Raw genomic sequence first — 13271 nt, forward strand, 5'->3', positions numbered from 1 at the left:
AAAAAAGCCGTTTTCTTGATTGAAAACGGCTGGTTCTATAACAGATTAATTCGCTCTAATTTTCTCTAATTCGACTAAGAACTTCTCATTTAATACTTTAATATACGTACCTTTCATTCCAAGTGATCTAGACTCGATCACTCCTGCACTTTCTAATTTTCTTAATGCGTTAACAATAACGGAGCGAGTAATTCCTACTCGATCTGCAATTTTACTTGCAACAAGTAAACCTTCTTTACCATTTAATTCCTCGAAAATATGGTCTATAGCTTCTAACTCACTGAATGAAAGTGAACTGATCGCCATTTGAACTACTGCTTTACTTCTTGCCTCTAGTTCAATTTCTTCAGCTCTTCCTTGTAAAATTTCCATTCCTACTACAGTAGCCCCATATTCCGCCAAGATAAGATCATCATCATTAAAACTTTCAGTAAGTCTGCCTATAACTAACGTACCAAGTCGCTCTCCACCACCAATAATCGGAATAATTGTCGTTAAACCATCTTGAAAAAGTTCACGATTTTCATATGGAAAAACAGTATAAATACTATCTGTATCAATATTTGCAGTAGTTTCTTGAATATTAAGCAGTTCCTTTGTATATTCTTCTGGAAACTGTCTTTCCTCAAGCATTTTTTTCATACGCTCATTTTCAATTTCCTGATTAATTGCTACGCCAAGTAATTTACCTTTTCTGCTTAGTACAAATACATTCCCATTTATTACTTCTGAAAGAGTTTTTGACATCTCATTAAAATTAACCGGTTTACCTGCAGCTTTTTGCAATAATGCGTTGATTATTCTTGTTCGTTCTAATAGATTCATTACTTCCATCCTCCGTTAATGTTCATGTATTCTTATACACCACCATGTGGGATAGAATACACTCTTTGTTTTATAGTTCTATTTTTTTTCGATTTTTATAAAATAAATTGACTTAAATTTTTATCTTCTACAATATTGTTAAGTTTTTCATTTACATAGTCTGTAGTAATTTCTACTGTTTCCAATGTTATACCTGGTGCCTCAAAAGATAAATCCTCTAATAGTTTTTCTAATATAGTGTGTAGTCTTCTTGCACCGATATTATCGGAATCTTGATTTACCTGGTATGCAATTTCGGCTAGTCTATTTACAGCTTCGTCTGTAAACACAAGATTTATACCTTCTGTACTTAATAAAGCCTTATATTGCTTTAATAATGCATTAGAAGGTTCCGTTAAAATTCGAACAAAATCTTCAACTGTTAATTTATTAAATTCTACTCGAACAGGAAACCTACCTTGTAATTCAGGGATTAAATCTGATGGCTTTGCCATATGAAAAGCTCCAGCTGCAAAAAATAGTATATGGTCTGTTTTTACAGGGCCATATTTCGTAATAACAGTTGATCCTTCAACAATTGGTAAAATGTCTCGCTGAACTCCTTCTCTTGAAACGCCTGGACCTTGTTGATCTGCTCCAACAACTTTATCAATTTCATCAATAAATACTATTCCGGCTTGCTCCGCTCGATGTATCGCCTCTTGCTGAGCTTCTTCCATATCAATCATTTTCTGTGCTTCTTGCTGTGCTAGTACTTTTCTAGCTTCTTTTACCGGGAGTTTACGTTTTTTAACTTTACTCGGCAGTAGCTGCCCAAACGCATCTTGCATATTCATCCCCATTTGTTCCATACCCGAACCTTGCAACATATCAAACATAGATGGGGCTTGCTCCTCGATCTCTACACTTACTATTTGATCTTCTAACTCGCCGAGTTCTAACATTTTTTTAATTCTTTGTCTTTTTTCAAAAACTTCAGTTTCTTGTTGGTCGGTTTCTTGATTTGTTTCATTATCTTCCATATTAGAAAATAACATCTCAAATGGGTTTTTCATTGTCTTCTGTTTCTTTGCTTGTGGAACAATTAGTTGAACTAACTTTTTATTCGCTTCTTCTGTAGCTTTATCTTTTACGGCTTCCATTTTTTCTTCCTTGACGATCCTCATTGCCATCTCAACTAAATCGCGAATCATCGACTCAACATCTCTACCGACATATCCCACTTCTGTAAATTTAGTCGCTTCAACTTTGACAAAAGGGGCCTTTACTAATTTCGCTAATCGTCTGGCAACTTCTGTCTTTCCAACTCCAGTAGGACCGATCATCAATATATTTTTCGGTACTACCTCATCTTTAATTGACTCATCCAACTTCATTCTGCGATACCTATTTCGTAAAGCAACAGCAACAGATTTTTTTGCCTCTTGCTGACCGATTATATAACGGTCTAACTTCTCTAAAATTTCTCTAGGAGTATAATTCACTTCCATTTAGTAAACTCCTTCCTATCGTAAGTATTACGTTAAAACTTCAGTAGTTAAATGACCATTTGTGTATACACATATTTCACCAGCAATTTGTAATGCCGCCTGAGCAATCTCTTTTGCTGATAACTGCGGAGAGTATTTTGCTAAAGCTCTCCCTGCACTTAATGCGAAATTACCACCTGATCCAATTGCAAGTATTCCATCGTCAGGTTCAATCACTTCACCTGTTCCAGAAACTAAATACATTTGATCTTTATTCATCACAATAAGCATTGCTTCTAGCTGTCGCAACACTTTATCACTCCGCCATTCCTTAGCTAGTTCAACGGATGCCCTCATTAAATTACCATTGTATTCTTCAAGTTTACCTTCAAACTTCTCAAATAAAGTAAAAGCATCTGCTACAGAACCAGCAAATCCTGCAATTACTTGCCCTTTAAATAATGTTCGCACTTTTTTAGCTTTATGCTTCATCACAACCGTGTTACCAAGAGTCACCTGTCCGTCACCACACATAGCACTTTCTCCATTGCGTTGTATGGCAAATATCGTTGTAGCATGCATTTGCTCACTCATCATTCATCACTCCTATACAGAAGATGTCATTTTTTCAGGTTAGCTCGTGGATGACTATGCATATATACATTTCTCAGCCTATCCTTTGTTACATGAGTGTAAATCTGGGTTGAAGATAAATTCTCGTGTCCCAACAATTCTTGAACTGAACGTAAGTCGGCTCCTTCATTTAATAAATGGGTCGCAAAAGTATGCCGTAGTTTATGAGGATGCATCTCTACGGTTAAAGAAGTCTTTTTAATCATATTGTTTAATATATAATGGATCCCTCTTGTTGTTATTGGATTGCCACGAGCGTTTAAAAAAACGTACTCAGTTGTTTCCTTCGTCTTATTCAATAATTTAGGTCTTCCATCTTTAATATATGACTGTAAAGCTTCCTGTGCATATTGTCCAAATGGGATATACCTTTCTTTTCTACCTTTACCAAGAACATTTAACACTCCAATTGAAAAATCAATATTATGTAATTGAAGTCCTTTGCATTCACTAACCCGAATACCTGTCGCATAGATAACCTCAAGTAAAGCTTGATCTCTCAAGCCAAGGGGTGTATCTAAGTCATTCACCTCAAACAATTCAGACAATTCTTCACTGTAAAAGAAATTAGGAATACGTTTATTTTGCTTAGGTAATGGGACGTGTATAAAGGGATTTTGGTTAATCAGTTGTTCAGTTTCTAAAAATTTATAAAATGATCTTAGGCAAGAAAGTGTCCTAGATATTGACCGTCTGCTTAATTTACGATTATATAATTCAGTTAAAAACAATCTAACTGTTTGTGGATTAACTTCATTTAATGCAGTAATTCCTTCTGTATCAAGGAATTTATAAAATAATAAAACATCATTTTGGTAAAAGGTAATCGTATATTCTGATGCGTTTCGTTCAACTTCAAGATATTGAATAAACTTTTTAAGAACGTTATTCAAAATAGACACTCCATCGATTGTAATAGTGAAGGACGATTCAATCATAACATATAAAAAAAACAGCTTCAATAAACTTAACTAAATTGTAACAAAATTCTGAATTGCTCTTACGAAAATAAATGTTTGAGATACTATAATTTTTTTATAATATCCCAAACAGAAATATTACTCCTCTACTACCCATTAGTCAATTAAAATGCATATTAAGATTGTACATTCTCTTTATAGTCACAATTACTACATTTTATTTGCACTTGTTTTTTAGATCGTTTTTCAACTAGGTAAGATTCACATTTAGGACAACTTCTTCCGACAGGTTTATCCCACGAAACAAACTCACACTCTGGATACGTATCACATCCATAGAACACTCGATTCTTCTTAGATTTACGTTCCACAATCTCGCCTGTTTTACATGACGGACAAGTAACCCCTATCTTTTTTAATATTGGTTTTGTATTTCTACAATCTGGAAAATTGGAGCATGCCATAAATTTCCCATATCTACCCATTTTAAATACCATTGGGTGACCACACTTTTCACAATCTATTCCAGCAGGCTCATCCTTAATCTCAATTGTTTTCATTTCTTCTTCGGCTTTTTCTAAACGGATATGAAAATCTTTGTAAAAATCATCGATAATATTAATCCAACCAATTTTTCCTTCTTCGATTAAGTCTAAATTACCCTCCATTAGTGCAGTAAAATCGACATTTGTTATTTCCGGAAAATATTCATTGACAAGGTCAATCACAATTTCTCCTAATTCTGTAGGTACAAAACGTCGATTATCAAGACTCACATAGCCTCTTCTCTGTATCGTATCAAGAGTCGGTGCATACGTAGACGGTCTACCAATCCCTTGCTTCTCCAATGTTCCGACCAGTGTAGCCTCTGTATATCTTGGCGGTGGTTGTGTGAAGTGTTGATTCGGCTTAACATCTTTAAAATCAACATATTCGCCTTCTATTAAATCAGGAAGATAATTTTCTTCTTCCTGCTTTTCATTATCGGTTCCTTCAATATAAACCCTCATAAAACCTTTAAATTTAATTTTTGAACCAGTTGCTCTAAACTCAATACCATTATTCATTAAATGTACTGTCATCGTATCCATGACAGCCGGTGCCATTTGACTTGCTAAAAAACGTTCGTATATTAGCTTATATAATTTAAACTGGTCATTAGATAAAATTCCTTTTAAGGAAGCCGGTTCTCTTAGTACTGAGGTAGGTCTGATCGCCTCGTGAGCATCTTGAGCACCTTCTTTTTGTTTTCCCTTCTTTGTATAACCGACATACTGTTTTCCAAATTTGTCTTCAATGTACGCTGCAGCCTCGGTGGTAGCTGTTTCAGAAATACGAGTGGAGTCCGTACGCATGTACGTAATTAACCCCGTTATTCCCCCTGCTTTTTTTCCTAAATCAATTCCTTCGTACAGTTGTTGAGCGACCATCATTGTTTTTCTTGCCCTGTAATTTAATTTTCTAGCGGCTTCTTGTTGCAGTGTTGACGTTATGAATGGTCTGGCAGGATTTCTTTTTCTCTCACGTTTATTTACCTTTTCAATTTTAAATTGTTTGTCAGTTAACTGTTTCAAAATTTCCTTTACTTCAGTTTCATTTTTTAATTCTTGCTTTTTACCTTTTACCCCGTAGAATTTTCCAATAAAGTCATCTTTTTCTTTTAAGAAAGTTCCTTCAATTGACCAGTATTCTTCAGGAATAAAGTTTTTAATTTCATTTTCTCGATCGATAATCATTTTAACAGCTACTGATTGTACTCTACCAGCACTTAATCCTTTTTTTACTTTTTTCCATAGTAAAGGACTAATATTATACCCAACCAGTCGGTCCAAAATCCTTCTTGCTTGTTGTGCATCAACTAAATCATAATCGATTTTTCGCGGATGTTTAAATGATTCTTTTATCGCATCTTTCGTTATTTCATTAAATACTACTCTACATTCAGAGTTTTCATCCACATTTAGCGCATGGGCTAAATGCCAGGCAATCGCCTCACCTTCTCTGTCGGGGTCAGCTGCAAGATAAACTTTTTTTGCTTTTTTTGCCTCTTTACGTAATTCTTTTAATATTTCACCTTTTCCTCTAATGGTAATATATTTAGGTTTATATTGTTCATTCACATCTACACCCATTTGACTCTTAGGCAAATCGCGTACATGTCCCATTGATGCTTTCACTTTATATTTTTTTCCTAAATATCGTTCTATCGTTTTTGCTTTTGCGGGTGATTCCACAATAACTAGATAATTTGACATATTTACTCGTTCCTCCTATAAAGTTGAGGTAAATCAAGTTGTAGTTAGAAATATAACAATCCGATTATATAACGTCAATTTTAAATTTCAAATCTCCACTTATAGTAAGGAGATAGATTTGTTTTGTCAAATATAGCGATTATTTATAAATAGATTGAATGTATAAAAAAGGCCATTTATCCTTATTTTATACGGTTTATCTTGAATTAATTCTTTTTGTGATTGTTACCAGTCTTCTAGAACATCATTCGCACACATTACCAATTTTGCTCCGTCTTGAATCATTTTATGACAACCTACTGTTTGAGGGATATACGGAGAACCTGGTACAGCATAAACCTCTTTCCCTTGATCAAGTGCTTGCTCGACTGTAATTAGCGTCCCACTCTTTTCTGTCGCTTCAATCACTAAAGTCGCTTTACTTATTCCACTTATAATACGGTTTCTTTCCGGGAAATGATAACGTTTTGGGGCAATATTTGGAGGATACTCTGAAATAACAAGCCCATTTCGTACTATATCTTTAAATAAAGGAATATTTCTCTTTGGATAAATATGATCAAACCCACTTCCTAATATAGAAATAGTTTTACGATTATACTGAAGTGCAAGCTGATGTGCTAGACTGTCAACTCCATATGCTAGCCCACTGACAACTAACCAGTTTTTTTGTAATAAGGGACCTACAATGTGGAGTAATTTATTAGGAGCTGTTTTGGAAGGATTTCTAGTGCCAATTACGCTGATGGAAGGTACGTGTTTACTTAAGGATGTATCTCCCAATGTATATAATACTAGTGGAGCGTCTTGAATATTTTTTAATAAAGGAGGATACTGTTCATCAAAAATTGTCAATATGGTACATGTTTTTTGATCTCTATTAATTGCTGCTTCTAACTTATCGACATCTTTCAACCAAGTGAAAATGACATTCGCTTTTTTAATCGGAATTTTTAGAAGTTGGCTTATTTCAGAAGGTGTAAAGGAAAAAAAGGATAATAAACTTTCATCGTATGTCATTACTTTATATATCATACGACGAGTGAGAGGCGGAACGCGGTGTAAATATAGTAATCTTTCTCTGATCTCTTCCACTTATTCACTTCCATTCTATATGAATAGGAGAACCTTTTATAGGTTCTCCTTTAGATTAGCTTATCAAATATTAGTAATTTTGTTAAGAAAACATTCAAATACTTACAATTTCACCTTTTAGTGTGTTTTACACTTTTCTGCAAGGCCTGTCTCTTTTAAAAGACTGATCATAGTTTCGCCCATTTTAGCAGGTGATTCAGAGACTTTGATGCCACACTCTGTCATGACACGTTTCTTTTCTTTTGCAGTTCCTTCCCCACCAGAAATAATTGCTCCAGCGTGGCCCATTCGTTTTCCTGGGGGAGCAGTTGCACCACCAATAAATCCAGCGACTGGTTTTTTCATATTTTCTTTGATCCATCTAGCTGCATCTTCTTCTGCAGTACCTCCGATTTCACCAATCATCATAACTGCATATGTGTCTGGATCTTCGTTAAATTCTTTTAATACATCAATAAATGATGTCCCATTAACCGGGTCTCCTCCAATACCTACAGCAGTAGTTTGACCGTAACCAGCTTCGGACAACTGATGGACCGCTTCATATGTTAATGTTCCTGAACGTGAAACAACTCCAATATGGCCTTTTTTATGAATATAACCTGGCATAATACCTATTTTACATTCATCAGCTGTGATTAGTCCTGGACAGTTTGGCCCAATTAATCTAGTCTTTTTACCTTCCATATAATTCTTTACTTTAATCATATCAGTAATTGGAATATGTTCTGTAATACAAATAGTCAATTCTAGCCCTGCATCTGTTGCTTCCATAATTGCATCAGCTGCAAATGGAGCTGGTACGTAGATGATTGAAACAGTAGCGCCTGTTTCTTTGACTGCATCTTCAACCGTATTAAAAACTGGAACACCTAAAATAGTTGTGCCTCCTTTTGCTGGAGTCACTCCTCCTACGATTTTCGTACCGTATTTTAACATCTGTTCTGTATGGTCCATTCCAGCTGAACCAGTAATACCTTGAACAATTACTTTTGTATCTTTATCGACATAAATACTCATTCCGGAAACGTCCTTTCTGACTCTAAAATAGCTTTTGCGTCCAGTGTTTTATTTTAGTTTTATATTTTCGTAACAAGAAAACAATTTTTATTTTACTGCTTCTTTTACCATACTCACGATTTTCTTAGCACCATCACCCATTGAGTCTGCTGCAGTAATATTGAGACCTGATTCATTTAATAATTGTTTCCCTTTATCGACATTTGTTCCTTCAAGACGAACAACTAGAGGGATTTTTAGATCAAATTGTTTCGTCGCAGAAATAATTCCTTGTGCAATATAATCACATTTCATAATTCCACCAAATACATTCACCAAAATTCCTTTAACTTTCGGATCAGATAAAATTATTTTAAATGCTTCAGCTACTTTTTCAGGTGTCGCATCTCCTCCAACATCTAGGAAGTTTGCTGGATTACCACCTTCATACTTAATAATATCCATTGTAGCCATAGCAAGTCCTGCACCATTAACCATACACCCGATATCACCATCAAGCTGAATATAGCTTAGATCGTATTTGGATGCTTCAATTTCATTTCGGTCTTCTTCATCAAGATCACGTAATTCCAAAATATCTTTTTGACGATAAAGTGCATTTCCATCAAAATTCATCTTAGCATCAAGTGCTAATACATCGCCTTCTTTTGTAGTAACAAGAGGATTAATTTCAGCGATCATACAATCTTTTTCAATAAATGCTTTATATAGATTCACCATTAAGTTAGCTACTTTATTAATTACTTTGTTAGGAAAATTTAAATTGAAAGCAAGTCTTCTAGCTTGGAAACCTGTCAATCCAATTGCAGGATCAATTACTTCTTTGAAAATTTTCTCCGGGTTTTTAGCGGCAACTTCTTCGATTTCCATTCCGCCTTCTTCAGAGCCCATTAAAACAATTTTAGAAATATTACGATCTAGTACAAGTCCTAAGTAATACTCTTTATCAATATTACAGCCTTCTTCAATTAAAAGACGTTTAACCTCTTTTCCTTCCGGGCCAGTTTGAGGGGTTACTAAAACTTTTCCTAAGATTTCTTTTGCATAGGCACGTACTTCATCCAAATTATGTGCAACTTTAACGCCCCCTGCTTTACCTCGACCACCTGCATGGATCTGAGCTTTAACAACAGTTACGTCACTGCCAATTCGTTTTGCATATTCAACTGCTTCATCAATTGAGTATGCAACATGTCCATTAGGAACATTTACTCCATATTGCCTTAAAATATTTTTCCCTTGATACTCATGTATGTTCATCCTAAATGCCTCCGTTTAAAAAATTGACTGCAATCCTATTGTAATAAAAACAAACCAATTTCACAAAGAATAAGCTATTATTATCTCTACTGATTCATTTTTCTTATTATTAACTTAATTTTCGATCCATTTGATAAATAAATGCAAAAACTTCTGCTACAGCTTCATATAGTTCACTTGGTATCGCTTCATTTATATTTAAATTTGCTAATAATTCAACTAAAGATGGATCTTCTAATATAGGTATATCGTGTTCATTTGCTCTTTGAATAATTTCATCAGCTATTAACCCTTTCCCAAGTGCAGTAACTTTAGGTGTCATATCAACAGATCGATCATAAGATAATGCGGCTGCCTTCTTTCCATTTTCCTTCATATTCGATAATCAAACCCCTTTTTATGATTAATTTTGTCTTGTATACTTATTTGTTTTGTTCTTTTTTGCTCATGTAGTTCTTTCCACTTTATGGAGGAAAGCTGATAATTTAACTGGTTTAAATTATTATCTAATAGTTGCGTTAAACTTTTATGAACTTGGGAGTTTTTATAAAGATCGTTATAAATCGTGATAGTTACTACACGTTTTTGTATATTCATATCGATAACCGTTTCTTTTAAGTTTTGCAAATTCAGTACGAAAAGAATACGACAAAAGTCAGGATCAAGCTTCCCATCTTCTGACTTTTTCCCCTCAAATTTCATTAAAAGATCTTCATTTAATGAAAACTTTTCTCCAGGTAACTGTAAAGTAGCAATAAGTAAATGATTTGTATCTTGAACTGATTGTAATTGCATCCCATTGATAAAATGTAATAGTGGTTGATACTTTTCAATTGCTTGAGCTTTATTATCCGAAAGAAGACTGAGCAAATGTGATTTTATTGTCTGTAAATGCTCGGGTTCATCATTATTTTGAAATATATGTTTTAAAATACTTTCATCTTGTAATCCCATAATTGTTATAAATTGTTGGGCGAATGAAATAAACTGACGTTGTATGGATAAAGGATTTAAATTCCCTTTCGCCTCTTTTACCGCTGCTTCATATGTTTGGTCTTCGGTTAACGAAATAAGGAATTTAGCTAACTCTATTTGGTTTGATTGAGTGGGCTCATTTACAAGCCGAAACAATACTTCTTGAGCAGGTTTAGGTAAGCGAGGTGCCAAATGGTCTATTATTTCCTTCGTTACCATTGGTATTTGATCTGTTGTTAACCTGCCATATTTAATGTCTGAATAGTGTTTTAGGATATTTTGAGCTTGCTCTTTTAATTCTACTTCATTTTTAATAATGGACTCAAGAGCATTAGTAATCGGATTATTAGGTAATTGTCTTATTAGTTCAGAAATATAATGATTATTAACTGTATTGATATTTGGCATCGTTGTTAATGTGCGCAAAGTCTTCATAACTTCATTTGGAACAGTCGCATTAGTTTGCTTCCCTGGCATTGGTTCCATTTTCATTAATAACTGCTTAAGTAAATTGGACAGAATTTGCTCCGTCTCATTTCCTTGTGAAGAAGCAGGAAGAGCTTGCAATAGATTTGTCATTATCTTTGTTAATGATTCAGTTGAAGCTGTATGTAGTGCTTGATATGTATTTTCTGTTATCGGTAATCCGTTGCGAATCATTTTTTTAAGCAAAGATATGGATTCGTGAGTAGAACCATTCGACTCAATAATATTAACTGCACGTGCAATTTGGGTTTTATCAAATGGAATTCTTGCATTTGTTAATACTTCAATTAAGTTTGTGATGGATTTAGTCGGTTTAAAGCCTAATAATCTTGCTAAATCATTGATATTCTCACTGTGATTATTTTTGTAATCACTAAGCACTTTTAATTGAATTTGTTGATCCTTTTCCTGTACTTGGAAGTAATAGCTATCTCCAGCTCGTAATGATGTAGTTAATTCAGCAACTAATCGATGGGCCCCTATTTGAATTTCGGCTTTATTATGTGGAAATAATTTCACTATATTTCCTTGGATAATTTGTCCTTTTCTTAGAATAAGTTTCGGTTCGGTCTGGATTGCTCCAAATCGATCACGGAAAATCTCAGTAACCGGCAATTACTTTACCTCCTTTAGGACATTTTTTCATATGTATTTTGAACGGGAGAAAAACTCTTTCGATGATGTTCGGTTGGTCCGTACTTTTTTAATGCTAAGAGATGTTTTTTCGTTCCATAACCTTTATTTTGCTTAAAATCATACTCAGGGTACATATCATGCAGGTCAACCATTATTTTATCCCTAGTGACTTTTGCTAAGACGCTAGCAGCTGCAATAGCTAAGCTTTTTTCATCTCCTTTTATAATCGCATGTGTAGAAAAAGGGAAATCCGATAATTTTACTGCATCAATAAGTGCTACTTCAGGATGTCTATGTAAACTGTTTAATGCATTACCCATAACTTGTTTAGTTGCTTGAAAAATATTGAGTTCATCAATATGTTGTGCAGATAAAGTAGAGATTGAATAACTAATTGCATGTTTAATAATTGCTTCAAATAATAACGATCGGTCTTTTTCAGTCATTTGTTTTGAATCATTTAAACCAAGTGGTTTGAAGTCTCTTGGTAAAATAACTGCTGCAGCTACAACAGGTCCCGCTAACGGTCCTCTTCCGGCTTCGTCAATTCCTGCTAAGTAGCAATCATCTCTCAAACGAAACTGATCATCAAAAGCCAATTTATTTTGAACTTCTTCTGCCAATCGTTTTTCTATTTGTCGCTTTTTATCATATTGAGCAATTAGGCGCTGAACACCTTTTCTACTATCGCTTCTAAGCAGATCAACTACTCCCTCATCAAATTGTCCTGATTCAAGCTGTTTTTGTAATATATGTATAGGTGTTTTATTCATGATTTATCTCCTTATTATGTATATCGGATATCTTTATAATAATATAAGAAGGTGTGTTCAGACTTTATGTCTCACACACCTTCTTTCGGTATTTCTAATGTTATTTCTCCTAATCTTCCGGTTCTGAAATCTTGCAAAACAATATCAGCAACTTTATCAAAGTTTACATGACCGCCACTTTCAAGAGCACCTCGATTTTTACCAATATGTTCAAACGTATCCCACATCTCGATATGCTCTTCAAGCTTATATCGTGTAAATAGACATTGAGGATAATGCTCCGCTAAATATGTAATGACAAACGCGGCAACATCTTGAGTAGGAACTAATTCATATTTAATCGTCCCAATTGCTGCTAATTTCATTCCAATGGATTCTTCCTCAAATTTTGGCCAAAGAATACCGGGAGTATCAAGCAGCTCAAATTTTTCTCTTACCTTTATCCATTGCTGCTGCTTCGTAACACCGGGTTTGTCTCCAATTTTCGCTATCCGTTTGTTAGCCAACCGGTTAATCAAAGTAGATTTCCCCACGTTTGGAACTCCAGCAATTAAAGCACGAACAGATCTCTTCTGTATTCCTTTTTCCAATCTTTTTTTCTGTTGCTCCATCCCTTTACTAGTAACAAGTTCAATCACTTTAGAAATATCTGAGTTATTGTTTACATTGACTGCGAGACTTTCTATTCCTTGGGTGTGAAAGTAATGTACCCATTCTTCCGTTTTCGCCGCATCCGCCAAATCATTTTTCATCAATAAAATAATTTTTTGTTTATTTTGTATTAATTCTTGCAACATCGGATTTTGCGAAGCATGGGGTGCACGGGCATCTACAAGTTCTATAACTACATCTACTAATTTTAAATTTTCATTTATTTCCCTTCTTGCTTTCGCCATATGGCCCGGAAACCATTGTATCACTATT

General features: G+C 34.5%; 12 protein-coding genes. All 12 read right to left on the minus strand.

Going from position 1 to position 13271, the window contains the following annotated elements; translation table 11 throughout:
- Positions 1-45: 45 nt before the first annotated feature.
- A complete protein-coding gene (codY, locus tag SPD48_RS13160; RefSeq protein ID WP_336258591.1) occupies positions 46-825 on the minus strand; it encodes a GTP-sensing pleiotropic transcriptional regulator CodY in 780 nt (259 codons plus the stop codon).
- A 95-nt stretch (positions 826-920) separates the two neighbouring features.
- Positions 921-2315, minus strand: a complete 1395-nt coding sequence (gene hslU, locus SPD48_RS13165; RefSeq protein ID WP_336258592.1) for an HslU--HslV peptidase ATPase subunit — start codon at positions 2313-2315, stop codon at positions 921-923.
- A 27-nt stretch (positions 2316-2342) separates the two neighbouring features.
- On the minus strand, positions 2343-2888 hold the full coding sequence (gene hslV, locus SPD48_RS13170; RefSeq protein WP_336258593.1) for an ATP-dependent protease subunit HslV: 546 nt from the start codon (positions 2886-2888) through the stop codon (positions 2343-2345).
- A 26-nt stretch (positions 2889-2914) separates the two neighbouring features.
- Positions 2915-3829, minus strand: coding sequence for a tyrosine recombinase XerC (xerC, locus tag SPD48_RS13175; RefSeq protein ID WP_336258817.1), 915 nt, complete (start codon positions 3827-3829; stop codon positions 2915-2917).
- Positions 3830-4023: 194 nt separating this feature from the next.
- Positions 4024-6102, minus strand: coding sequence for a type I DNA topoisomerase (gene topA / locus SPD48_RS13180; protein WP_336258594.1), 2079 nt, complete (start codon positions 6100-6102; stop codon positions 4024-4026).
- 225 nt (positions 6103-6327) lie between these two features.
- A complete protein-coding gene (gene dprA / locus SPD48_RS13185) occupies positions 6328-7197 on the minus strand; it encodes a DNA-processing protein DprA (protein ID WP_336258595.1) in 870 nt (289 codons plus the stop codon).
- Positions 7198-7314: 117 nt separating this feature from the next.
- Positions 7315-8217 (minus strand): succinate--CoA ligase subunit alpha, encoded by a 903-nt coding sequence (gene sucD / locus SPD48_RS13190; RefSeq protein ID WP_336258596.1) that lies wholly within the window; start codon positions 8215-8217, stop codon positions 7315-7317.
- A gap of 87 nt (positions 8218-8304) precedes the next feature.
- A complete protein-coding gene (gene sucC / locus SPD48_RS13195; RefSeq protein WP_336258597.1) occupies positions 8305-9477 on the minus strand; it encodes an ADP-forming succinate--CoA ligase subunit beta in 1173 nt (390 codons plus the stop codon).
- A gap of 109 nt (positions 9478-9586) precedes the next feature.
- The gene (locus tag SPD48_RS13200) at positions 9587-9853 is read right to left on the minus strand and encodes an EscU/YscU/HrcU family type III secretion system export apparatus switch protein (protein WP_336258598.1); all 267 of its coding nucleotides are present in this window, start codon (positions 9851-9853) and stop codon (positions 9587-9589) included.
- Positions 9850-11553: a hypothetical protein gene (locus tag SPD48_RS13205; protein ID WP_336258599.1), complete on the minus strand. Its 1704-nt coding sequence runs from the start codon at positions 11551-11553 to the stop codon at positions 9850-9852. The genes SPD48_RS13200 and SPD48_RS13205 overlap by 4 nt, the downstream gene beginning before the upstream one ends.
- Positions 11554-11567: 14 nt before the next feature.
- Positions 11568-12347 carry a ribonuclease HII gene (locus tag SPD48_RS13210; RefSeq protein ID WP_336258600.1) on the minus strand — a complete coding sequence of 260 codons (780 nt, stop codon included), beginning with the start codon at positions 12345-12347 and terminating at the stop codon, positions 11568-11570.
- Between the two features lie 71 nt (positions 12348-12418).
- The gene (ylqF, locus tag SPD48_RS13215; protein WP_336258818.1) at positions 12419-13270 is read right to left on the minus strand and encodes a ribosome biogenesis GTPase YlqF; all 852 of its coding nucleotides are present in this window, start codon (positions 13268-13270) and stop codon (positions 12419-12421) included.
- Between the last annotated feature and the right edge of the window lies 1 nt (position 13271).

This window comes from Pseudogracilibacillus sp. SE30717A, assembly GCF_037071985.1.
Classification (GTDB): Bacteria; Bacillota; Bacilli; order Bacillales; family Amphibacillaceae; genus Pseudogracilibacillus.

Coding starts and splice junctions, on each gene's coding strand:
- codY (WP_336258591.1), bottom strand. CDS start 825: ATGAATCTATTAGAACGAACAAGAATAATCAACGCATTATTGCAAAAA.
- hslU (WP_336258592.1), bottom strand. CDS start 2,315: ATGGAAGTGAATTATACTCCTAGAGAAATTTTAGAGAAGTTAGACCGT.
- hslV (WP_336258593.1), bottom strand. CDS start 2,888: ATGAGTGAGCAAATGCATGCTACAACGATATTTGCCATACAACGCAAT.
- topA (WP_336258594.1), bottom strand. CDS start 6,102: ATGTCAAATTATCTAGTTATTGTGGAATCACCCGCAAAAGCAAAAACG.
- sucD (WP_336258596.1), bottom strand. CDS start 8,217: ATGAGTATTTATGTCGATAAAGATACAAAAGTAATTGTTCAAGGTATT.
- sucC (WP_336258597.1), bottom strand. CDS start 9,477: ATGAACATACATGAGTATCAAGGGAAAAATATTTTAAGGCAATATGGA.
- SPD48_RS13200 (WP_336258598.1), bottom strand. CDS start 9,853: ATGAAGGAAAATGGAAAGAAGGCAGCCGCATTATCTTATGATCGATCT.
- SPD48_RS13210 (WP_336258600.1), bottom strand. CDS start 12,347: ATGAATAAAACACCTATACATATATTACAAAAACAGCTTGAATCAGGA.